The organism is Streptomyces sparsogenes, assembly GCF_001704635.1.
In the GTDB taxonomy this organism is placed as follows: domain Bacteria; phylum Actinomycetota; class Actinomycetes; order Streptomycetales; family Streptomycetaceae; genus Streptomyces; species Streptomyces sparsogenes.
The window spans coordinates 99,464-121,917 of sequence record NZ_MAXF01000136.1; the positions used below are offsets into that span (position 1 = coordinate 99,464).

27 protein-coding genes are annotated in these 22,454 nt (G+C 67.1%); 26 read left to right on the top strand and 1 reads right to left on the bottom strand.

The features are described 5' to 3' along the window. The first annotated feature begins 4 nt into the window (after window positions 1–4). From BBH68_RS28660 to BBH68_RS28675, 4 genes are read left to right on the top strand one after another with little or no spacing between them, the layout of a single operon-like run. Window positions 5–235 (top strand): hypothetical protein, encoded by a 231-nt coding sequence (locus BBH68_RS28660; RefSeq protein WP_065966610.1) that lies wholly within the window; start codon window positions 5–7, stop codon window positions 233–235. Then, window positions 232–501, top strand: a complete 270-nt coding sequence (locus BBH68_RS28665) for a DUF7352 domain-containing protein (protein WP_065966611.1) — start codon at window positions 232–234, stop codon at window positions 499–501. The genes BBH68_RS28660 and BBH68_RS28665 overlap by 4 nt, the downstream gene beginning before the upstream one ends. A 23-nt stretch (window positions 502–524) precedes the next feature. After that, the gene (locus tag BBH68_RS28670) at window positions 525–845 is read left to right on the top strand and encodes a hypothetical protein (RefSeq protein ID WP_065966612.1); all 321 of its coding nucleotides are present in this window, start codon (window positions 525–527) and stop codon (window positions 843–845) included. Beyond that, window positions 845–1,198, top strand: a complete 354-nt coding sequence (locus tag BBH68_RS28675; RefSeq protein ID WP_065966613.1) for a hypothetical protein — start codon at window positions 845–847, stop codon at window positions 1,196–1,198. The genes BBH68_RS28670 and BBH68_RS28675 overlap by 1 nt, the downstream gene beginning before the upstream one ends. Here the strand turns inward: BBH68_RS28675 and BBH68_RS28680 are convergent. Continuing rightward, window positions 1,170–1,424 carry a hypothetical protein gene (locus BBH68_RS28680; RefSeq protein WP_065966614.1) on the bottom strand — a complete coding sequence of 85 codons (255 nt, stop codon included), beginning with the start codon at window positions 1,422–1,424 and terminating at the stop codon, window positions 1,170–1,172. The two genes, BBH68_RS28675 and BBH68_RS28680, sit on opposite strands and share 29 nt — an antisense overlap. Here BBH68_RS28680 and BBH68_RS39845 point away from each other — a divergent pair. The 22 genes from BBH68_RS39845 to BBH68_RS28785 all read left to right on the top strand — a co-directional run bounded on the left by BBH68_RS39845 (window position 1,423) and on the right by BBH68_RS28785 (window position 22,454). Then, window positions 1,423–1,683, top strand: coding sequence for a hypothetical protein (locus BBH68_RS39845; RefSeq protein ID WP_076972100.1), 261 nt, complete (start codon window positions 1,423–1,425; stop codon window positions 1,681–1,683). The two genes, BBH68_RS28680 and BBH68_RS39845, sit on opposite strands and share 2 nt — an antisense overlap. Window positions 1,684–1,820: 137 nt before the next feature. Beyond that, window positions 1,821–1,994 (top strand): hypothetical protein, encoded by a 174-nt coding sequence (locus tag BBH68_RS42195; protein WP_158080392.1) that lies wholly within the window; start codon window positions 1,821–1,823, stop codon window positions 1,992–1,994. 236 nt (window positions 1,995–2,230) lie between these two features. Then, window positions 2,231–2,833, top strand: a complete 603-nt coding sequence (locus BBH68_RS28690) for a DNA primase (RefSeq protein WP_065966616.1) — start codon at window positions 2,231–2,233, stop codon at window positions 2,831–2,833. A 13-nt stretch (window positions 2,834–2,846) separates the two neighbouring features. After that, complete coding sequence (locus tag BBH68_RS28695) at window positions 2,847–3,305, top strand: phage terminase small subunit (protein WP_245738348.1); 459 nt, start codon at window positions 2,847–2,849, stop codon at window positions 3,303–3,305. Window positions 3,306–3,313: 8 nt separating this feature from the next. Beyond that, window positions 3,314–4,963 carry a hypothetical protein gene (locus BBH68_RS28700; RefSeq protein WP_065966617.1) on the top strand — a complete coding sequence of 550 codons (1,650 nt, stop codon included), beginning with the start codon at window positions 3,314–3,316 and terminating at the stop codon, window positions 4,961–4,963. Between the two features lie 24 nt (window positions 4,964–4,987). Continuing rightward, window positions 4,988–6,376, top strand: coding sequence for a phage portal protein (locus BBH68_RS28705; RefSeq protein ID WP_245738357.1), 1,389 nt, complete (start codon window positions 4,988–4,990; stop codon window positions 6,374–6,376). A 1-nt stretch (window position 6,377) separates the two neighbouring features. Beyond that, complete coding sequence (locus tag BBH68_RS40945) at window positions 6,378–7,148, top strand: VG15 protein (RefSeq protein WP_065966619.1); 771 nt, start codon at window positions 6,378–6,380, stop codon at window positions 7,146–7,148. 122 nt (window positions 7,149–7,270) lie between these two features. Beyond that, complete coding sequence (locus tag BBH68_RS28715) at window positions 7,271–7,903, top strand: hypothetical protein (RefSeq protein ID WP_065966620.1); 633 nt, start codon at window positions 7,271–7,273, stop codon at window positions 7,901–7,903. A gap of 69 nt (window positions 7,904–7,972) precedes the next feature. Further along, entirely contained in the window at window positions 7,973–8,923 is a 951-nt protein-coding gene (locus BBH68_RS28720; protein ID WP_065966621.1) for a phage major capsid protein, read from the top strand. A 72-nt stretch (window positions 8,924–8,995) separates the two neighbouring features. Next, window positions 8,996–9,994, top strand: a complete 999-nt coding sequence (locus BBH68_RS28725; protein ID WP_079151259.1) for a glycosyltransferase family 4 protein — start codon at window positions 8,996–8,998, stop codon at window positions 9,992–9,994. A 73-nt stretch (window positions 9,995–10,067) separates the two neighbouring features. Then, entirely contained in the window at window positions 10,068–10,610 is a 543-nt protein-coding gene (locus tag BBH68_RS28730; protein WP_141713076.1) for a hypothetical protein, read from the top strand. After that, window positions 10,607–11,617: a glycosyltransferase family 4 protein gene (locus tag BBH68_RS28735; protein WP_245738349.1), complete on the top strand. Its 1,011-nt coding sequence runs from the start codon at window positions 10,607–10,609 to the stop codon at window positions 11,615–11,617. The genes BBH68_RS28730 and BBH68_RS28735 overlap by 4 nt, the downstream gene beginning before the upstream one ends. Next, complete coding sequence (locus BBH68_RS28740; protein ID WP_065966624.1) at window positions 11,595–11,951, top strand: hypothetical protein; 357 nt, start codon at window positions 11,595–11,597, stop codon at window positions 11,949–11,951. Before BBH68_RS28735 ends, BBH68_RS28740 begins: the two co-directional genes overlap by 23 nt. Before the next feature lie 16 nt (window positions 11,952–11,967). Next, complete coding sequence (locus BBH68_RS28745) at window positions 11,968–12,297, top strand: HK97 gp10 family phage protein (RefSeq protein WP_065966625.1); 330 nt, start codon at window positions 11,968–11,970, stop codon at window positions 12,295–12,297. Continuing rightward, a complete protein-coding gene (locus BBH68_RS28750; protein ID WP_065966626.1) occupies window positions 12,297–12,680 on the top strand; it encodes a hypothetical protein in 384 nt (127 codons plus the stop codon). Before BBH68_RS28745 ends, BBH68_RS28750 begins: the two co-directional genes overlap by 1 nt. A gap of 75 nt (window positions 12,681–12,755) precedes the next feature. After that, the gene (locus BBH68_RS28755) at window positions 12,756–13,340 is read left to right on the top strand and encodes a phage tail tube protein (RefSeq protein WP_065966627.1); all 585 of its coding nucleotides are present in this window, start codon (window positions 12,756–12,758) and stop codon (window positions 13,338–13,340) included. A gap of 97 nt (window positions 13,341–13,437) precedes the next feature. After that, window positions 13,438–13,800 carry a hypothetical protein gene (locus BBH68_RS28760; RefSeq protein ID WP_065966628.1) on the top strand — a complete coding sequence of 121 codons (363 nt, stop codon included), beginning with the start codon at window positions 13,438–13,440 and terminating at the stop codon, window positions 13,798–13,800. A 44-nt stretch (window positions 13,801–13,844) separates the two neighbouring features. Further along, on the top strand, window positions 13,845–14,210 hold the full coding sequence (locus tag BBH68_RS28765; RefSeq protein ID WP_245738350.1) for a DUF5361 domain-containing protein: 366 nt from the start codon (window positions 13,845–13,847) through the stop codon (window positions 14,208–14,210). 19 nt (window positions 14,211–14,229) lie between these two features. Next, the gene (locus tag BBH68_RS43435) at window positions 14,230–18,456 is read left to right on the top strand and encodes a transglycosylase SLT domain-containing protein (RefSeq protein WP_245738351.1); all 4,227 of its coding nucleotides are present in this window, start codon (window positions 14,230–14,232) and stop codon (window positions 18,454–18,456) included. Continuing rightward, on the top strand, window positions 18,453–20,702 hold the full coding sequence (locus tag BBH68_RS28775) for a hypothetical protein (RefSeq protein WP_245738352.1): 2,250 nt from the start codon (window positions 18,453–18,455) through the stop codon (window positions 20,700–20,702). The genes BBH68_RS43435 and BBH68_RS28775 overlap by 4 nt, the downstream gene beginning before the upstream one ends. Window position 20,703: 1 nt before the next feature. Next, on the top strand, window positions 20,704–21,795 hold the full coding sequence (locus BBH68_RS28780) for a DUF5047 domain-containing protein (protein ID WP_065966630.1): 1,092 nt from the start codon (window positions 20,704–20,706) through the stop codon (window positions 21,793–21,795). Beyond that, entirely contained in the window at window positions 21,792–22,454 is a 663-nt protein-coding gene (locus tag BBH68_RS28785; protein ID WP_065966631.1) for a hypothetical protein, read from the top strand. The genes BBH68_RS28780 and BBH68_RS28785 overlap by 4 nt, the downstream gene beginning before the upstream one ends.

Consider the following 22,454-nt stretch of genomic DNA (forward strand, 5'->3'; position numbering starts at 1 on the left):
GCCCATGACATCCACCCCTCCCGCCGGGGCCGACATCGAGATCATCGACCGCAACCCTTCCGGCACACGCGACGTGCTCGTGCCCAGCGCAGTACGCATCAACGGGATCGAGGTCCCGATCCCTCAAGATGCGAAGATTCGCATCAATGACCTGAGCGCCGACGAGTTCGTCACCGTCACCCTCACCCTCTTCGCCCGACGCATCACCATCGCCGCCGAGGGGGACCTGACGTGACCCGCGCGATCCACCGCTACGAGGTCCCCGTCGATGATTGCTGGCATGCAGTCGACCTGACGGGGGAGATCGTGCATGTGGACAGCCGTAGCATGCACACCGTCGAAATCTGGGCCATCCACGGGCCCGGCGAGCCGACCCGGCGCGGCTTCCGCGTGTACGGCACCGGCCACCCCATCCCCGACGACGCCATCCACGTCGGCACGGCCATCCCGCCCGGCGGACAACTTGTCTGGCACCTCCTCGAACTCCCCGAGACCACCTGACCACCAGAGGAGCCCGACGCGCCATGGCCCGCTACCGCAAGAAGCCCGTCGAGATCGAAGCCATGCTCTTTGATGGATCAACCGCCGAGACGCACGCCGTCTACCAGTGGATAGAGCTCAACACGCTCGGCTCCTTCGAGCCCCTGGACGTCATCGAGGGGCGCAAGCCCTACCCGGAGAGCGGTGTCACCATTGACCCGCGCGACGGCCGAATGATCATTTCCACCCTGGAGGGCCTTCACTGGGTCGATCGCGGCGACTACGTCGTCCAAGGCGTGGCGGGCGAGTTCTACCCCGTCAAGCCCGACATCTTCGCTGCCACCTACGAGGCGGTGACCGACTGATGGCCCGCCTGCAAATCCTTGAACTCCCCGAAGGCGCCGGAGACGACCAGCCGCCCTTCGTGCTCGTCATCGACCAGTACGAGCCGCCGCCCTACCCGGACGAGCCCGGTGACACTTCGCCCTTCGACGGGGTCGCCGAGAAGATCGGCGCCCGCGGTGTTCTCGTCTTCGAAGAGACCATCGACATCCCCGCCAACCAGGTCACCGTCGACGACGGACAGGCCATCCGGCTCAAGGTAGACCCCGACCTGGGAGACTGTAGCGAGAAGATCGAGACCGCAATCGCCGACGCCAACAAGCGGCTTGTAGAGCAACTGCGAGCCGTCAGTAGGCAAGAGGCCGTCGATGGCTGAGCAGCGGATCGGGTAGATCCTCGGCACCGATGTAATCCGCTACGTCGTCACCTTCGATAACACCAACGGCCTCATCGTCGAAGACCCCGCACTCGAACTCGACCTCCGAGCCGAATGGGCCGTCTTCAACGACAGTGCCGGCCTCGCACTCGCCATCCCCATCGACCGCATCCGCAGCATCCAACGCCTCGACCAGGCGCCGACAGAGGATGGAGGTGGTTGACATGGTGGACACCGGAGGAGCACAGCGACACCCCGCAGCAACCGAACGCCTGATGGAGTACTGGGCGCACGGTGAAGGCGCAGCAAAGATCCAATGGGGCGTCCCCGGAGACTTCGACCGCTGCGTCGTCGAACTTGGCAAGTATGTCAGCCCGGGCGTAGTGAAGGGCCTGTGCTCGAACCTGCACCAGCGAGCCACCGGAGCCCGACCAGGCCACGCCCCGGGCGAAGAGGCTTCACGCAAGGCCAAGGGCGGGGACTGATGTCCAGCCAAGGCCGGCGCTCAGCACCCCTTCCCAAGGGGTGGCATCGCATCCGCGGGCGCATCCTCAAGCGCGATAGGCGAGTCTGCCAGTGGCCGCTCGGAACCGGCGGCATTTGCGGCGAGCCGGCCAACCAGGTGGATCACAAGATCGGCGCAGCCCAGGGCGTAGACGACCACAGCGACTCGAACCTGTGGTCGCTGTGCGAGTGGCACCACAACCGCAAGACCGGAGGCGAAGCGTCCGCCGTGGCCCACGCCAAGCCGCCCAGGCGCCGGCCACCCGAGGAGCACCCAGGGATGATCCACTGAGGTGTCATGAGGGGTGGGAGGGGACTCCGATCTTGAAAAATCCCGAGGATCGGGCACGTTAGCTTGGCGCGGTGCGCGCGACACTGGGGAAGTTGTGATCATGGCCTCACCTGCGGAGATGTTGCGTGACCTTGCCCGGTTTTCGCGGCTGGCGAGCCACTCCTGGAACGTCACGACCCCGTATCAATGCAGGTCAGAGTGCCTATTGCCGTTACACGTCGGCGTATCCTTGTGGCATGACGATGAAGCGCTGCGAGCACTGCCGGGGACCGCTCGGTGCACGGCATGCCCACAACGCGCGCTTCTGTTCTGGCCGTTGCCGGACCGCGGCCTGTCGGAAGCGGCAGCGGAGCGCTGACCCGACGCCGGCCGCGCTGCGGCGTCGTCGGCAGTGGGTGCGCCACACGGATCGCAAGGTGCCGTTGTCGGTCGCGGCTGGGAAGGCGACGGTGGCCTCGTCGACGGCGCCTGATACCTGGACGACGTACCGTACCGCCACGCGGTCCACGGCTGGCGCCGGGCTGGGCTTCGTGCTCAGCGCGGAAGACCGCCTCGCGTGCATCGACCTCGACCACGCCCTGGCCGACGGTGAGTTGCTTCCGTGGGCTCGAGAGATCGTGGATCGCCTGCCGCGGACGTACATTGAGGTCTCTCCGTCGGGGCAGGGCTTGCATGTCTGGGGCTATGGAGAGGTCGGTCGGGGCCGGCGAATTCGCCGCGGCGAGGTGGCCGTCGAGGTGTACGACCGCGAGCGGTACATCTGCATGACCCGCAGGCCGTTCGAGAACGCGCCATCAAAGCTGGCGGACCTGTCGAAGGTGATCGCCGATTTGCTGTGAGGGGGCGCCCCTGATGGCTGGTCGTGGTTTCGCGCCGAAGCAGACGCGCTCCCGGGCTCGGGACACGAAGCGTCGCGATGCCGAGATGCAGCGGGTTGAGGACGATGACGAGCTGCGAGGGCCGCTGCTCCCCGAGGGGGTACTGCCGGACGACGAGGACTGGCATCCACGCACGCGGCAGTGGTGGGACACGTGGCGGGCCTCGGCGCAGGCTCAGGTGTTCATCGACACCGACTGGGACTTCCTACTGGATACGGCGCTGCTGCATCACGTCATGTGGACCAAGGGACGCTGGGAATTCGCATCCGAAGTCCGGCTGCGGGCCGCCAAATACGGGGCGACGCCAGAGGACCGGATGCGGCTGAAACTTCAGATCGAAACGCCTACGGACAAGCCGGCCCCGGCCGAGACGCCGCGGTCGACGTCGGACCGGCGGAAGAACCTGCGGATCGTCAGTGAGGATGCCGTATAGGGGGTGCCATGCCGTGGCGCGGACCCCGATACGACGGCGAGTTCCCTTCACTCGGGCATCAGCTCGTCGAGCACGTCGAGCAGTACCTCTGCCATGGGCCTGGCGACGTGGTGGGCGAGCCGATCGATCTGGACGACGAGTTCTACGCGTTCATCGTCAAGGCCTACCGTCTCGATCCTGAGACCGGGCGGCGCGTCTACCGCAGGGCGTTCCTGTCACGGGCGAAGGGCCGCGCCAAGTCTGAGATCGCGGGAATGCTCGTCTGCGCCGAGGCGCTGTTCCCGGTGCGCTTCGACGGCTGGGACGCGGACGGTGAGCCGGTCGGTCGGCCGGTGAAGTCGCCGTTCATCCGCTGCCTGGCAACGGAGGAAGGCCAGTCCGGCAACACCTACGACAACGTCTCCACGATGCTCGAGTACCTGGTTGAGCATCACGGAGATGAGTTCCCGGGCATCGACATCGGCAAGTCGGCGCAGTCGTCGAGCCGGATCATCCTGCACCATCAGCGCGGGGAGATCACGCCGTCGACGGCTTCCTCGGCGGCGAAGGACGGCGGTAAGGAGACCTTCGCGGTTTTCGACGAGACGCACCTGTACGTGCTGCCCGAGTTGCGGCGCATGCACGGCACGGTCCGCCGGAACTTGCGTAAGCGCAAGGAAGCCGAGCCGTGGTGCCTTGAGACGTCGACGATGTACGAGCCGGGCCAGGACTCGGTGGCCGAGGCGACGCACACCTACTACAAGGCCATCCGGGAGGGCCGGATCCGTGACGCTGATGCGGCGGGCCTGCTTTTCGACCATCGGCAGGCGAAGGACGGCACGGACCTCGCGGATCGGGACGCGCTGCTCGTCGGGTTGAAGGAGGCCTACGGGCCGGCCGCGTCCTGGATGGACCTGGACGGCATCATCGCTGAGATCTGGGATCCGCAGTCGGCCCCGTCGGATTCGCGCCGCTACTGGCTGAACCAACCTGTGGCGGCGGAGGATGCGCTGCTGGACCCGGGTAAGTGGGCTCGGTGCGCCTCGGAGTTGCGGCTGCAGGACGGCGACGAAATCGCCCTCGGTTTCGACGGCGGTAAGACCGACGACGCGACGGCGCTGATCGCCATGCGGATCGCGGACCGGCTGGTGCAGCCGCTGGGGATCTGGGAGCGCCCGGAAGGCCCGTTGGGCAAGGGCTGGGAAGTCGACCGCAAGCAGGTATCCGACCTTGTGGCACACGCCTTCGGCCTGTATCAGGTGCGGGCGTTCTTCGCCGACGTGAAGTTGTGGGAGTCGTACATCGACGAGTGGGGCGAGACCTACCGGGACGAACTGGTGGCGAAGGCCTCACCGAAGTCGGTGATCGGCTACGACATGCGCGGCCACCAGCAGGAGCTGACGAAGGCCACCGAGGCGCTGGTGCAGGCGATCGAGGACGTCAAGATCCTCCACACGGATCACAAGGTGCTGAACCGGCATGTCGGGAACGCCCGGCGGCGCCCGAACCGGTGGGGCGTCTCCTTCGGTAAGGAGTCGCGGGAGTCGCCGAAGAAGGTGGACGGTTTTGCGGCGATGCAGCTGGCGGACATGGCGCGGCGGGCGCTGTTGGCGTCGCCGGATTGGGCAAAGCGGCAGAAGAAGCGCCGGCGGACGGGCCGCGTGCATGGGTTCGCGTAGCGAGGGGGTGGGCGCGTCGTGGTGATGTCGGAGCCGGAGGCGGTGTCGACGGCGCGTCATCTGCTGGAGATGCGCGAGGGGGAGCAGACGCGCCTACAGAAGATCGCCGACTACATGTGCGGCAAGCACTCGAGCGTGTACGTGCCGCGGGGAGCCCGCGCGGAGTACCGGTGGCTGATCGAGCGGGCCCGGGTGAACATCCTGCCGCTGGTCGTAACGGTGGTCGCGCAGAACATGTACGTGGACGGGTACCGGCCAGCAGGCTCGGACGAGAACGCGGCGCCGTGGCGGGTGTGGCAGGCGAACCGGATGGACGCCCGCCAGCACGGGATCCACCGGTCTGTCCTCACGTATGGAGCCGCGTATGCGGTGGTGATGCCGGGCAAGCCGGTACCGGTGATCACGCCGTTCTCGCCGCGGCGGATGACGGCCGTGTACGCGGACTCGGTGAACGACGAGTGGCCGATCTACGGGGTCGAGGAGCGTCTGGAGAACACGAAGGACGGCAAACGGCGCATCGTGCGGCTCTACGACGACCGGGCTCGCTACACCCTGGTGGGGAAGCCGGATGGGTCGCAGTTGAAGCCGGACGGCGCCGACTGGGGCATGGAGCACCGTCTCGGAGTCTGCCCGATCGTGCGGTACGTGAACACGCAGGATCTTGATGGTGACGGCGTGATTGGCGAGGTCGAGCCGCTGTTCGATGTGCAGGACCAGTTGAACATGACCACGTTCAATCTGCTGATGGCGCAGCAGTATGCGGCGTTCCGTCAGCGCTGGGTTACGGGAATGGCGCCCCCGGTGGACGAGAGCGGCAATCCGATGGAGCCGTTCAAGTCCCGCGTGGACGGCCTGTTTGTCGCCGAGGACGCGGACACCAAGTTCGGCGAGTTCGACGCCACTGACCTGACCGGCTACCTGAAGTCGCGTGAGGCATCGATCCGGCACGCAGCCACGATTTCGCAGGTGCCGCCGTACCACCTGCTCGGAGAGATGGTGAACCTGTCCGCGGAGGCTCTTGCCGCGGCCCGGGACGGCTTGGACGGCAAGACAGACGAGCGAGAAAGCCTGTGCGGCGAGTCGCACGAGCAGCTTCTCAGGCTGGTCGGCTTGGCCTCCAACGACTTGGGCGCCTGGGAGGATACGGCGGCTCAGGTGGTGTGGCGGGACACGTCGGCCCGCTCGCTGGCCCAGACGGTGGACGCGCTCGGAAAGCTCGTCACGATGCTTGGCGTGCCTCCGCAGGAGTTGTGGGAGCGGGTCCCGGGCGTGACTCAGACCGATGTGGAGCGCTGGAAGACGGCCGCGTCCGAGGGCGACGCGATGAACCGCCTGAACGGGATCATCGAGAAGCAGATGCAGCCTCCGGCCGGCTCCACGACGCCATCCGAGACGCCTGCCGCGGCGGCCTGAGGTGGCCGGGGAGGCGCAGCGTTTCCGGCGCACGCAAGCACTGCTGGCAGCGCAGATGGCGCGACAGGTCTTGCGGGTGTGGCGTGACCTGATGAACCCGGCGAAGGTGGATGGCTCATGGCCGGCGGTGCGCGCGGTACTGATGCCGATCGTGCAGCAGGCGCGGGAGCAGTCCGCTGCGCTGGCCCGGGCGGCATACATGGATGCGCGTCGGGCTGCTGGTGTACCGGATGGCGGGTTCGACCCTGAGAGCCCACTACAACTGGCCATCGACCGCCTTGAGGCGTCGCTGGATGTGACAGGCCCGGTGGAGTTTAAGAAGGCCATCGCCGCCGGAAAGAACCCCCAGCAGGCCATGGACGCGGCGGCGGTCCGCATGGTCGGGTCGACACAGTTCCTGGCACTCGAGGGCGGCCGGTCGGTGATGAACCAGTCCGTCGCCGCCGACGAGAAGGCCACCGGATGGTCCCGGGTCACCGACAGCGATCCGTGCGCCTGGTGCGCAATGCTCGCGTCGCGCGGGCCGGTCTACAAATCGGCGCAGACTGCCGGAGACCCGCGGCAGGGCGGCGACCGCTACCACGACCACTGCGCGTGCCAGGCCTGGCCCGCTTTCACCCTCAACGAGCCTTTCATCGGCATCGCCGAGAAGCTCTACGACGACTGGCTGCGGGAAACGCGAGGTCGCGGCGGCAAGCACGCCGTGAACGCGTTCCGCCGCTGGTGGGAGTCCGAAGGCCGGGCCGCCTACCAGGCACCCGACCGAGCCTGACCCCAATCTGCAGCGCTTGCGCGCTGTCTCCACGCGAGGCGTCCGCCGACATGGCAGGCGCCTCTTCGCATTCCCCCACTCGCGCGCGCCGACATGGCCGCACACCCGACACGGGAGCACAAATGGCCGAGAACACCACGGAGACCGCCAGCGGCACGCCGGCCGTCCCCACCCCCGCCGAAGCGGTAGCCGCAGGGCAGATCCCCCAGCAGGTGCAGACTCCGCCCGCCCAGCAGCAGGAGGGAGCAGCCCAGCAGAACGCCGGAGAGCCGAAGCAGGAGGTCACGGACTGGGAGTCCGAGGCGATCAAGTGGAAGGCGCTGTCCCGGCAGCACGAGAACAAGCATCTGGCCGCACTCGGCTTCAAGTCGAAGGACGAGATCGACCAACTGCGTGCAGCCGCACAGAAGTACCAGGAGTTCGAGGACACGCAGAAGTCCGAACTGCAGCGGGCCAACGAGCGCGCCCAGAGCGTCGAGCAGCAGCTCAGCGACCTCCGCGCGACAAACGCCCGCCTGATGGCGGCGGCCACGCACAACATCCCCCCGGACCTGATCGACCTGCTCGGAGCCGGTAGCGACGAGGAGATCAACTCCCGGGCAGAGGTGCTCGCTGAGCGCCTCAAGGCTGCCGCACCGACCGCCGCGCCCACCTCTCCGAGGCCCGTCGAAGCCCTCACACCCGGCGCCGCGACGGCGTCCGGAACAGCCGCGACCAGCCCGGACGACTGGATCCGGCGCATGGCCGGTCGTTAACCACTTTCACCGCAGCGCCGGAATCACCCGCACGGGGCCGGGGTCGCTGCTTTTCCGGAAGGAGACCCCGTGCCTACGTACAACTCGCTCATCAGCCGGGACGCCAGCAACGATCCGCTCGTCCCGACTCCCGTCTCGGCGGACATCATCGAGGAGCTCCCGGCAGCATCGGCGCTTCTGCAGCGAGCCCGGCGAGTTCCGATGTCGAGCAAGACGCAGCGCCAGCCGGTTCTCGACGTCCTGCCGCTCGCCTACTTCGTCGGCGGTGACACCGGTCTGAAGCAGACCTCAGCTCAGGACTGGAAGAACGTCGACCTGGTCGCCGAGGAGATCGCGGCGATCGTCCCGATCCCCGAGGCGTACCTCGACGACGCCCAGATGCCGATCTGGAACGAGGTCCGGCCTCGGCTCGTCGAAGCAATCGGCGCCAAGCTGGACGCGGCGGGTCTCTTCGGGCTCGACAAGCCGTCCACCTGGCCCACGGCTGTCTACCAGTCCGCTGTGGCCGCAGGCAACGCGGTCATCTCCGGCACCGGCACCGACTTCGCTGTCGATGTTGCGACGGCAGCCGGGAAGGTGTCGGAGGACGGCTTCGCGGTCAACGGGTTCATCAGCCGGCCCGGCCTGACGTGGAAGCTCAACACGATGCGCTCCGAGCAAGGCGTGCCGATCTACCAGCCCAACCTGCAGGGCGGGCTCGGCGGAACGCTGTACGGCTACCCGATGTCCGAGCTCACCAACGGCGCCTGGGACCTGTCCGAGGCCGAGCTGCTGATGGGCGACTGGACGAAGGCGATCGTGGGCGTCCGCCAGGACATCAGCTTCAAGCTGTTCACCGAGGGCGTCATCTCCGACGACGACGGCAAGGTCATCCTGAACCTGATGCAGCAGGACTCGGTCGCCATGCGGGTCGTCATGCGCGTCGCGTTCGCAACGGCCAACCCGGCGACTCGCCTGAACACCAACTCGGCCACCCGGTCCCCGTTCGCCGTCGTGCAGGCGACGACCGCAGCGTCCTGACCGAACGCGGCCGGCAGCCCTGTGTGGGTTGTCGGCCGCTGGCAGATCGGAGTTCTGGTGCGAGTTCTGGCGATGCTGCACGCTTACCCTCCGGGCCACAACGCGGGCGCCGAGTGGGCCGCTCACAGCCTTCTACGTGAACTGGCAGGCTGCGGGCACGAGGTGGATGTTCTGCTGTCGGATCCGCGTTCTGCGGACTCCGCCTACGAGATCGACGGCGTGTCCGTATACCCGTACCGGGGCAAGGCGGATCCCTCTCGCTGGATGCGTGGCGAGGGTCGAGCCCATGTGATCGTGACGCACCTTGAGAACACCGCCAGGGCGTCGGTGCTGGGCGAACTCAACCGGATCCCCGTCGTGCATCTGCTGCACAACACCTACGAGAAGTCCAAGTCGTGGCTGGTGAAGGGATTGCCGTCGCTGGCCGTCTACAACACGGACTGGATGCGTCGCGACGTTGAGGCGTGGTGGCGCATCCACCGCGGCGACCGTCCGATGCCGTGGGGCATCACCGTGCACCCGCCCGTGGCCGTGGAGGACTATCACGCTTCGCCGGGCGACCGGATTACCCTGGTCAACCTGACGGAGGAAAAGGGCGCCAAGGTCTTCTACGCCCTCGCCGAACGCATGCCGAAGCGCAAGTTCCTCGGCGTCATCGGCGGCTACGGGGCACAGATCGTGCGCGAGGACCTGCCGAACGTGGAGATCTTGCCGCACACGCCTGGTGACCGTATGGCCAAGGAGGTGTACGCGCGCACGCGGGTGCTACTGGCACCCTCCTCCTACGAGTCCTACGGCCGCGTGGCCGTGGAGGCAATGTGCTCGGGCATTCCAGTCGTCGCCCACCCCACTCCGGGACTCAGAGAATCCCTCGGCGAAGCCGGTGTCTTCGCCGACCGGGACGACCTGGATGCGTGGGAGGCGGCAGTGAAGCGACTGTTCTCCCCGAAGGTATACCCGCAGGCATCCAAGGCCGCGGCGGCCCACGCCGCAGAGCAGGATCCAAAGCCGGAGCTCGACTTGTGGTGTCAGGCTATGGAGGGGGTGGCTCGCCGTGGATCCCCTCGCTAGCGCGACCGACCTCTCTGACCGACTCGGAAGGCCGCTCACCTCTGCCGAAGCGGCCCGAGCCCAGGCCCTGCTCGTGGACGCGTCAGCGAAGGTGCGGGCTTATACGAAGCAGAACTTCACCCGCACCGACAACGAGATCGTCGTGGTGCGCGCCCAGCAGGGCGAGATCCGGCTGCCGCAACGGCCAGTCCTCGACGTGACCTCTGTAGTGGCCATCGGCACCGGCGGAGCCCCCGACCTACCTGTGGTGGGCTGGGAGTGGGACGGCCTCGACATTGTCCGCACCTGCACTGACAGCCCTGTCATCAACCTGCCGGAACTCTGGTACGAGGACGATGCCGAGGCCTACCCAGGCACCTATCGGGTCACCTACAGCCACGGCGACGCGCGGATCCCCGACGTCGTGGTCGCGGTGGTGGCACGCATGGCGCTTCGAACCCTGACCGCGCCAACGCTGGCTGGCGGGGTGACGGGGGAGACGATCGGCCCCTACAGCTACCGCACCGACGGCTCCGGGGTCGGCACTGCGGTGCTGATGACGGACGAGGACCGCCGTGAGCTCGCCGACGCCGGGTATCGACCGAAGGCTGGCATGTCGATGGTGAGGTTCCGGTGACGCGCCCGGTGCGGGTAGTCGCACGCGTCCACGCATACCCACCTGATCACAATGCGGGGGCGGAATGGGCGCTGCACGAGATGCTGCGCGCCCTGGTCAGCCGTGGTCACGCCGCTGAGGTGTGGCTGTCGCAGTGGGCCGCCAGCCGAGATCCCTATGAGGTGGACGGCGTCCGTGTCGTCCCGCACAGTCCCGGCGGCAGCTTCGCTTCAGCGGCAGCCCGAGCCGATGCGCTGGTCAGCCACCTGGAGAACGTGCCCCTCACCGCGTGCGTGGCCCGCGGCCACGGCGTGCCTATGGTCGTCGTGTGCCACAACACCTTCGACCTGACCTGGCAGCCGATAGCCGCCGGCTCGACAGCCCTGGTCGTCGTGAACTCCGAATGGATGCTGGCCGAGGCCCAGCAGCACTTCGATGGTCAGATGCGGCGTCCAGACAGGATGCTGGTGGTGCGGCCCCCGGTGCACGCGAACGAGTATCGGACGCGGCCGGGCGACTGCATCACGCTGATCAACTGCACCGCCACCAAGGGGATCGGCGTTCTGGCTGAGCTCGCCGAGCGCCTGTCGGATCGCAAGTTCCTTGCGGTCCGTGGAGGCTATGGCGAACAGCAGCCGCCCGATCTGCTGAACGTACTCGTGCTCGACCACATGGACGGACGCAGGATGCGCGACGAGGTATACGCCCGCACCAGACTCCTGCTCATGCCCTCCGACTACGAGTCCTGGGGGCGTGTCGGCGTCGAGGCCATGGCCAGCGGAATACCCGTGCTCGCCCACCCCACCGAGGGTCTCACCGAATCCCTCGGGGCAGCGGGCCTCTTCCAGGACCGGAACGACATCGATGCCTGGCAGAAGGCAATCGAGGCACTCGACGATCCCACCGTGTACCGGGCGGCATCACGCCGTGCCAAGGCCCGCTCGAAAGCCCTCGACCCCACGGCAGACCTGAGCACCTGGTGTGACGCGGTGGAGGAGGTGTGCGATGCGCGCACTGCCCCAAGGTGAAACCGTCACCATCGTCCGCCCCGGAGCGCCAACCGGGTACAACGAATACGGCGTGGAAACCCCCGGCCCTCCCGAGGAGATCCCGGTGCCCGGCTGCGGCATCGCCCCCAGGGACGGCAACGCGGCAGGAGGGAACGAACAGACCCAGGCCAGAGACACGGTCATCATTGGGCTCACGTTGTACGCGCCCGCCGGCACCGATCTGAGGCCAACGGATCAGGTGAGGGTCGCGGGCGTGCTCTACGAGGTCGATGGCCAAGCCGGGGTCTTCCGGTCACCTTTCACAGGATCCAATGGCCCGGTGGTTGCCGCGCTTGAGCGCGTCACCGGATGACGGCTGGAGGTGGCCCATGGCGGCACGGTTCCGAGGCTCCCGCAGCGGGATCGGGGAACTCCTCCGTTCCGAAGTGATCGAGTCGGAGATGGTGCGCCGAGGCGAGCTCATCAAGGCGGCGGCCGAGGCCACGGCCCCGGTCGGCCTAACCCCCGGAGACCCGCATCCGGGCCTGTATAAGGCATCGGTGGTGGTGACGTCTACGAGGCGCGGCGGTCGTCGCCGTGACCGCGCGGTGGCGTATGTGACGAACACGGCCTACTACGCCCGCTGGGTGGAGTACGGCACCGAACGCGTCCCTGCCCACCACGTGATGCTGCGCGCCGCTCGGGCCGGGGGTGGTTGATGATCTGGCCCGATGTGGAGGTCGAGCTCATAGCGTGGCTCGACAGCCAAGTTGATGCGCACTTCACGGCAGAGCTTCCGGCCAACCTGCTTGACGTTCTGCCTGTGGGGCAGGTGCAGCGGGTTGGTGGCTCGGATGACAGCTTCCGGCTCGACCGGGCGCTCGTGGACGTGGACGCCTATGCGGCGACACGCGGCGGCGCTTCCCTACTCGCCCGCGAGACCCGTGACGCATTGGTGATGAGGCTGCCAGGGACGAAGACGCCGGCTGCGGTCTTCGGTCGAGTGTCGACAGTGTCGGCGCCTTCGTGGCGCCCCTACGAGAACACGGGGCTCCGCCGATGCGGGGCCACATACGAGATCTTCTTTCACCCGGTCTCCTGACCGGTTGGGCCCGCGCCGGACCCTTTCCCGACCCCGTCCGTTGTTGGCGGGGTCTTCGCATATCTGGAGACCCACATGGTCAACATCACGAGGGCCGCGGACCTCACCGTCATCGGCTCGAACGGCGGGGGCTGGGTATCGGACGTCGGTACGACGGCCCCGTCCTCGCCGCTGGTGCAGCCCGTCAGCCCGTGGGAGCCGCTCGGAGCCATCTCGGACGATGGCCTTGTGTTCGGTTTCGATGAGGACAGCCAGGAGTTCACCCCCTGGGGCCTGACGTCGCCACTGCGCACGACGATCACCAAGTCGATCCGCACATTCAAGGTGACACTGTGGGAGACCGCTCGGGTGGCGGTCCAGTCGGTGATGTTCCGCATCCCGGCCGCCGACCTCACTCCGTCGTCCGGCCTGACCTCGTTCGCGGAGACCGCGTCGCCGTCGGTGGACCGTCGTGCGTGGTGGTTCGCCGTGTTCGATGGCGACTCGGCCCGCGGCTTCTACGTCCCCGCCGGCGAGATCTCCGACCGCAGCGACGTCACGTTCAAGCAGGACGAAATGAGCGGCTACGAGATCACTATCACCGCGTATCCGGACGCCGCGGGCAACACCGTCTATCACACGGACAGCGTCCCGGCGACGCCTGCGTACACGGGCTCGTGAGCCCTCAATGACTGGTGGGTGGGTCGCCCTGGCGCGGGCCCGACCCACCCACCACTTCCCCTGCCCGCCCGCGCCGTGAGATAGAGAGGCCCGTGCCATGCCCACAACCAAAGCCGCCCTCGACGCTGCGAAGGAGGAGGCCGCCGCGCAGGAACTGGAGGCGGACGGCGGCGAGTACGTCACCGTGGCGCTCGCTGGCTACGACGGCGTCACCAAGGACGTGCGTGCCCTCCCGAACACGCGCTGGCGGTCGAGCGCGCTGCGTGCCCTCAACCAGGGCGACTTCGACGGCTTCTTCGCGCTCGTCCTCCACCAGGACGACTACGAGCTGTACGAAGAGCTCGACCCGACTGCGGAGGGCATCGGCAATTTCGCCGAGGCGGTTGTGCGAGCCTCCGGGGAGTCCCTGGGAAAGTCCAGTGGACCGTCTCGGTCCTCGAGGCCCACGCGGAGGCGGTAGAGGGAGACTTCGCCCGCTACTACCCGGGCGTTGACCTGTTGGACGTGTACCGGGGCCGTCTGTCGTGGCGCCGACTGCGGGTGCTGATCCAGCATCTGCCACCCGAGTCGGCCACGATGACCGAGCTCCGCAACAGTCTGAGCGATGAGGAGATGGCCGAGCAGGCCGAGGCGGGCGAGCCGGAGAAGGGCCGCTGGTCGCAGGTCGAGCAGCTGCTTGCGCTGATCGCGGACCGGGTGGCGCGCCTGGAGTACGTGACGATCCTCGCCAACTCGGGCAGCAAGGGAAAGAAGCCGACCCCGCCGGAGCCGATCGCCCGGCCGGGCGCGAAGGCAAAGAGGCCGAAGTCGAAACTCAGCGAGTCGAGCGCCGAGACGCTGTTCCAGCTCATCAATGGGGGCGCGGCCTGACGCGCGGGAGGAGGCTCCCGTGGCCATCAGCGTCGGTTCGGTCGAGGTCGACGTCATCCCCAACACACAGGGGATCTATGGCCGGCTCCGTGCGGGGCTCGTGCCTGCCGCAACCCGGGCCGGCGAGGACGCTGGCTCGGCGGCGGGGCGCTCGTTCGGTGCGGCGATGCAACGCCAGGTTGCTGACATCGGCCTGCGAATCGGCGAGGAGATCGGGCAGCAGATCGCCAACCGGATCACCGCGTCGCTGCGGGATGCGATCCGGGATGGTGTGACGCGCGGCGGCCAGACGGCTCGCCCAGCGGCGGTGCGGCAGGGTGACCAGACTGCTGGTGCGTTTTCCCGGGCGCTCAGGGCTCATCTGCAGGCGGCGTTCCGGTCGCTGCCGCAGTTGCAGATCGGCGCGGACACCTCTGAGGTGGACGCGGATCTGCAGGCTGTGCGCGTCCGTATGGAGACCTTGGCGGACAAGCGGATCGGCATCGACATCTCTGCTGCGGACGCCAAAGCTGAGATCGCGCTGATCGAGGCGGAGCTGACGCGGCTCGGCGCCCGGCATCCGAACGTGCAGGTGAGGGCCGACACCGCGAGGGCGATCGCAGAGCTGCGCTTGGTGCGGGCCGAGATCGATGCAGTGGACGGCAAACGGGCAAAGATCGACATCGACACCAGCGGAGCGACCGCATCGATCTTCCAGTTGATGGTGGCACTCGGCGGCGTCGCCGTGCTCCCCGCGATCCCGGCTCTGGCTGCCGCCCTCGGGGCGGTGGCCTCGGCGGGTGTCGCGGCGGCGGTCGGCGTGGGTGCACTGGCTGCGGTGGCGATCCCTGGATTCGTTGCTATTGGGGGGGCTCTGCAGGCCCAGAAGCAGGCCCAGGACGCGGCGACCAATGCCACCTTGCGGGGCGGCCAGGCCGCTAACCAAGGGGCGTCACGGGCTCTTCAGATGGCCGGCGCTCAGCAGGCCCTGGCGACGGCGGAACGCACCGGTGCTCGGCAGATCGCGCAGGCCCAGCAGCAAGTGCGGCAGGCGAAGCAGGCGGCGGCCGATGCGGTCGCACAGGCGGCACAACGGAACGCCCAAGCCGCGCGGCAGGTGCAGGACGCAGAGCGGCAGCTCGCTCAGGCACAGAAGGACTCCAAGCAAGCCCAGCTCGACTTGACGGCAGCGCGGAAGCAGGCAGGGCAGGAGCTTGAGGATCTCGCGAACCGGTACGCGGACGCGCAGCTGTCCCAGCGGGACGCGGCGCTGTCGGTGCAGGAAGCTCAGCTTGAACTGAACAGAGTTCTGGCGGATCCGAAGGCCACGAAGCTGCAGAGAGACCAGGCGCAGCTCGCCTACGACCAGGCAGTGCAGCGGCTGAAGGAGCAGACGACCGAGACGAAGCGGCTGAAGGCCGAGCAGGCCGACGCGGCGAAGAAGGGCGTTGAGGGTTCGGACACGGTCCGGCAGGCGCAGGATCGACTGGCTCAAGCACAGCAGCAGGTGGAGGACCGGGCTCAGGCAGTGCGGGACGCTCAGGGTGAGGCCGCAAGGGTTCAGGTGGAGACCGCCCGGCAGGTGGCCGAAGCACAGCAGCGTGTGGGTGAGGCGACCGCGAACGTGGCCGTGGCCCAGCAGAACGCAGCGGACGCGGTGGCTAGTGCCCAGCAGCAGATCGAGTCGGCGTCCATCTCGGCCGCCGGTGGTGTGGATCAGGCTGCCCTGGCACAGGAGAAGTACCAGGAGAAGTTGGCGAAGCTGACGCCTGCGGCCCGGGACACCTTCGACGCGTTCGTGGATCTGAGGTCGGCGTTCTCGGCGTGGTCGAAGAGTCTTCAGCCTGCGGTGATGCCGATCTTTACGCGGGCACTGGAGGGCATCAAGAACTCGCTTCCAGGGCTCACGCCGCTGGTGCTTGCTGCAGCCGACGGCATCAAGGAGTTGCAGGACCGGGCCTCGGCCGGGTTCAAGAAGCCCTGGTGGAAAGAGTTCAAGGCCGACCTGGCGACCTCAATCAAACCCGCGATCGTCGGCCTGGGTGTCGCGTTCGGCAACATCTTCAAAGGCATGGTCGGCATCATCGACGCCTTCCTGCCACACATGGACTCGATCTCGGGCCGCATGCAGCGGATCACGAGCCGGTTCGCCGACTGGGGCACGTCACTCAAGGGCTCCCCGTCGTTTGAACGGTTCCTCGCCTACTCGTCCGACCAGGGGCCGAAGGTCGCCGAAGCGCTGGGGAAGATTGCGGGGGCGTTCCTGGCGGTCGGGCAGGCGCTCTCGCCGCTGTCGGGGCCGATCCTCACAGTGATCGGCACGCTCGCCGATGGCGTGGTGTACATCGCAGAGAACCTGCCGTGGCTGGTCCAGGGCCTGTACGGCGCGTACATCGCTTTCAAGCTGCTGAGCTTGGCGATGTCCATCACACCGCTGGGCTGGCTGATCCTTGGCCTGATCGGCCTAGTGGTGGCCATCAAGTATGCATGGGACCATTTCAAGTGGTTCCGCGACATCGTCACGGGCGTCTGGTCTGGGATCTCAACCGCCTTCACCACCGCTTGGACAGTTGTGTTGCTGCCCACGTTCACGGCGATCTGGGGCGCGATCCAGTGGGTTGGAGACAAGGCCACCTGGCTGTGGCAGAACATCATCGGCCCAGCGTTCAAGGGCATCGCGCTCGCTGCCGGGATCCTCATCACGGCCATCCTCACGGTTCTGATCACCCCCCTGTACCTGGCATTCCAGCTCATAGCCACGGTTGTCACCTGGCTGTGGCAGGAAGCGATCAGTCCGGCGTTCGATGGCATCGCCACAGTGGCCAGCTGGCTGTACACCAACGCCATCAAAACCGCCTTCGACCTGATCAGCAGCTCATTCCACACCGTAGGTGACACAGGAAAATGGCTGTGGCAGAAGGCCCTGTCGCCTGCGTTCCACGGAATAGCTGATGTGGCCCACTGGCTGCACGACAGCGTAATCAAACCCGTCTTCGACGGAATCTCCACGACGATCGGCATTGTTTGGCGGACGGGGATCCGGCCGGTGTTCAACGCGATCAAGTCTGCTATCGGCAAGGTCGCTGATGCTTTTGACGATGCTCGCAAGGCGATCAAGACAGCGTGGGATAAGGTCAAGGAGGCGACGAAAACCCCTATCAACTGGGTGCTGGACCACGTCTGGAACAAGGGTATCGTCAAAGTCTGGGAGAAGGTCACGGGCTGGATTCCGGGCGTGCCGAAGCTGGGCAAAGTCGATCTCCTGGCCCAAGGTGGCACCCTTCGAGGCCCGCAGCCCGGCATCTACAACCAGCCGACCGCGATCGTAGGCGAGGGAAACCCGCGGTATCCGGAATTCGTAATCCCCACAGATCCGAAGTACCGGTCCCGGGCCCTCGCCCTGCACCAGGCCGCAGGGACGCAGATGCTCGCCAAGGGCGGCATCATCGGCTCGGCCACGTCGTTCCTCAAGAATCCGGTGAAGACCTTCGGGAACATGCTGAAGCCGTTCCTCGACGGGGCCAGATGGCTCAGCAAGACAAGCTGGGGAAAGGCGGCAATCGGTCTGCCCAAGATGGCCATCAGTAGTCTGAAGAAGCTCATCAAAGACAAGGTTTCCGGCTGGTTCACCCGGGATGCCAATGGGTTGCTGAAGTTCATCGGTAAGGCCGGTAAAGGGGTCTCGCGCTGGACTCCCGAGGTGCTGGACGCACTCAAGCAATTGCATCAGCCCGCGTCCTACCTGGGCATCACCCTTCGGCGAATGAACCAGGAATCCGGGGGCAACCCGACGGCAGTCAACCTTTGGGACAGCAATGCCAAGGCCGGATACCCGTCGACCGGGTTGATGCAGGTAATCCGGCCGACGTTCCAGCACTATGCGGGCAAGTACCGGAAGAAGGGCCCGTTCATGTACGGGGTGAGCGTTGACCCGCTCGCCAACATCTACTCATCGATGCGGTATGCGTTGGCGGCCTACGGCAGCCTGCCGCGGGCGTACAACCGGGCGGGCGGCTACGACTCCGGCGGCTACCTCCAGCCGGGCTTGAACCTCGCCTACAACGGCACCGGCAGGCCGGAGCCCGTATTCACCACAGCGCAGGCCAACGCCCTCGTGCGGCGCGCTGCCGCGCCATCGGGGGGTGGCGGCGAGTTCACCGGAGATCTCTACCTCGACTCTGGTGAGTTCCTCGGGAAGGTGCGCGGCGAAGTGCGTCAAGAGATGGGCGCAGTAGCGACTGCATTGCGCGCGAACAGGCGGGGGTGAGCGGCTTGCCGATCCCCGGCAACTTCATGAGCCCGACTACCGAGCAGGTTGACCCGAACACCTCCGGGTGGGCGGCCAAACTGAACTGCACCATCTCCCTCGGTAGCGGCGGCAGGAATGGCGACGGCTGCCTCGCTGTGAAATCCTCCGCTGCCGGGGAGATGCAGGTCCGATCATTCTCCTCGTTCTTCGCGACGCCGTGGGTCGAATACGAGGCGTTCTGCGATGCGGCCGGCGGCACGGTGCCGGAGCGAATCGGCATCCGCTGGATGGACTCCAGCAACACCGAGATCGGTATCACCTGGTCGCTAACCACGGCTTCCGCATCGTCAAGTTGGCACCGCATTGCCGTGGGCGGTGTGGCCCCGGCGAATACGCATCACGCATATGTGCTGGTGTCTGCGACGCCAGCCGCAGCCAACGTCACGAACTTTTTCGAGAACTTCTACTTCGGCTATCCGAAGACCACGACCGGCAACCTTGTGGGGTTCAACACCGAGTCCGGCGAGATCGACGTCAGCGGCTGGCTGGCCGAGGCGAACTGCACCATCGCACGCCAGGCCCCGCCCGTACAGTGGGCCGTCACCAACTACTGGGCAGGCGGCCACGCCATCGCCATGACGGTCACTGCCAACGGCAATGCCAGCATGTGCAGCACCGACCGGCCTGACGCCACACCAGGCGTGGAATACATCGCCCACGCCTACCTCAATCCGCCCACAAGCGCGGCAACAACCTGGGTTGAGCTGCGGTTCTACGACGGGATGGGAACGCAGATCCAGGCGACGCGCGGGGTGCTCGCGGCCCCAGGCACCGCTTGGTACCGGCAGCGCGCCTCTGCCGTCGCCCCGGCAGGCACCGCCTCCTGCTCCATCGCCGCCGGTATTGACAGCGCGACGGCTGGTCAGGTGCTGAGGCTCGACTGGGTGGTCGTCAGCACAGCGCCCGTGCTGTACGCGGGCAGCGCTGTGCCCTACGCGGACGCGTCCTTCGAGCAGGGCGTCGCCGGATGGGCCGTGGCCTCCGGCGCGGCGACCATCGCACGATCGAGCCCCTGGGGCGCATCCTTTTTCGAGGGCGGCTACTCGGGCACCATCACCTCTGCCACCGCCACCACCAGCGTGGTCAGGTCCGGCCGTTTCCCTCTGCCTGCCGGGGCAGTGGCAGGCCAGAACCTGCGCACGAAGGTGCTCACTCAGGTGACGGCTGGAGGCTGGACGGTCAGCCGCGGGATCAGGTGGTCCGACGCGTCCAATACAGACCTCGGGGCCACAACCAGCACACCGATCACCGCTCCCTCGCCGGGCTGGTGGTCACTCAGCAACGACTTCACCATCCCAACAAACGCGACTCAGGCCGCGCTCGAGTACACACTCACCGCTACGGCCGCCAGCAGCGTGTGGCGCATCGACCAGGTGGGCGCGTGGCTGGCCCTCCCGTACACGTCGGTGGGCGCCGACGATAGCACCGCCTCTATTACGGTGACGCTGCGCGAGCTCACGATAGGGGACCTCCTCACCGTGTACCGGGTCCTCCCGGACGGATCCAGGACGCTGGCGCGCGGCCCCTCCGGGCTGTACAGCCAGACACCGATCACAGCCGGCGAGGTTGTCATCGAGGATTACGAGGCACCCCTCGGCGTCCCTATCTCCTACTATGTCGAGATCCTCACCCCCGGCACGTCCGCACCCAGCACCCGCACTTCAGACACGGTGACTCTCACTCCGGGCGACATTAACGAGTGCTGGCTGAAGGACCCGGGCCAGCCCCAGCGGAACCTCAAGGTGCTGGTGGCGCGGGCCCCGGACTGGCAGCGGAGTATCGAGCAGGCCGAGATGAGGGTCCGCGGTCGGCGCAACAGCGTGATCCTCTCGGACGTGCGCGGGGGCCTAGAGGGCGATCTGCAGATCTGGACCCGCAGCGACGACGAACGCGATGGGCTGCACTGGCTCCTCGACTCCGGCAACGTCCTGCTGTGGCAGGCCGTGGCCGGCATGGGCGTCAGCGACATGTACGTGGTGGTCGGCCAGGTCACCGAAGCGCGGGTCACCGGATACGCACCGGAGCCGTGGCGAGCCTGGACACTGGCTCTCCGCCAGGTCGACATGCCAACGACGACTGGCGTCGCCGGCTCGGCGGGCCGCACCTGGCAGGACATCCTCACTCAGTTCGCCACATGGCAGGACGTACTCAACTCCTATGCCACCTGGGAGGACGTCCTCTTCGACCGCAGGATCGGGGGCTGAGGTGTACCCCGTCTCTGACCGCTTCCTGGCTCGGCTGGTCGAGTCCCACAACATCGCGACCGAGGTGGTCCTGTTCCTGGCCAACGGCCAGGTGGAGACACTGCCTCACATCGGGGGCAGCGTCACAGTGGACCGAGGGCAGGCCACCCGCCGCACCTGCTCCGTGACCGTCGCCGACACCAGCCTCATTCCGTGCACGGCCACCGACAAGCTCTCCGTCTACGGCGCACAGCTGCGGATCAGCTGCGGTGTCGAGCACGCGGACGGTTCGCGGGAGCTTGTGCCGGTCGGCCTGTTCCGCGTCGATAGCGTCAGCGGCGATGTTGACGAAGGCCCCGTCACCATTAGCGGCAAGAGTCTTGAGGCCATGGTCGCCGACGACAAGTTCACCACCCCGGTCAAGGTCAGCGGTACAGCGGTCGGCGCGGTGACCAGCCTCATCCAGGCCTCGCTCCCCAGCGCCACGGTCATCAACCGGGCCGTGGACGCCACGATCGGACCCCGCACCTATGACACCGAAGGTGACCGGTGGGCGGCTGTCGCCGAGTGTGCCGCGGCGATCGGCGCCGAGGTGTATACGGACACGGACGGGGTCTTCATCATCTCCGAGCTGCCCGATCTGCTCGCCGTGCCCCCGGTGTGGACGCTGGCGGCGGGGGAGGGCGGCGCCTATGTCTCCGCCAACCGTGGCATGTCGCTCGACGGCGTCTACAACGGGGTGTTGGCCAAGGGAGAGAACACCGAGGCGGACATCCCGGCTGTCTCGGCGCTGGTGGTGGACGACGACCCGACATCGCCCACGTACTGGTCGGGGCCGTTCGGACACCGGCCGACTTTCTACAGTTCGGCCACCCTGACCAGCGTCAACGCCTGCACCTCGGCCGCCACGCTCAAGCTGCGCGCCGCCAAAGCTCCCAACGCAAGCGCCGACATCACCAGCCTGCCGAACCCTGCCCTGGAGCCCGGCGACGTAATCCGCGTCCTCTACCCGGACGGCAGCAAGGAGCTCCACCAGATCCAGTCGTTCACAGTGCCGCTCGACACCAGTGGATCATTCACGCTCGACACGATCGCCGCGAAGGAGGACGCGTGACCTCCATAGCCGATCTCGCAGACGCCATCCGCCTCCAAGCCGTCACCGCCGGCGCCACCGAGCCGACGGTTCGGGGCGCCGACTGGCAGACCGCCACCGTCACAGCGGTCGGCGCCGGCACCGTGGACTGCGGCACGATCACTGCCCGCCGCTTGGAGTCCTACCAGAACCCGGCGGTCGGCGACCACATCGTCATCACCCAGTCCGGCAACGGCAACTGGCTGGCCTGCGGACGAACCTCCAGCACCACCGACACAGAATGGGACGACTACAACCCCATCTGGACCACCGACGCCAACCCGCAACCCAGCGTCGGCAACGGCACGCTGACCGGCCGATGGAAACGAGACGGCCGCACCATCGTCGGCTGGATCAACCTCGTCGCAGGATCCACCACCACGTTCGGCAGCAGCAGCGACTGGAATTTCTCCCTGCCGGTGCAGGCCGCGAGCGTAGGGACGCGTCTTTGCCACGCCGAGGCCCTGGCCGGTAGCCGCCTCGCAGGCCAGTTCGTGATCTCCCCGTCGCAGACCGCCAGCAAGTGCTACTTCCCCAGTACGACTACTCCGCCGTTGGTCTCGTGCCGCTCCGACAGGCCCTTCGCCTGGGCCAGTGGCAACCAACTGCGGATCGACTTCCTGTACGAAGCCGCCTCCTAG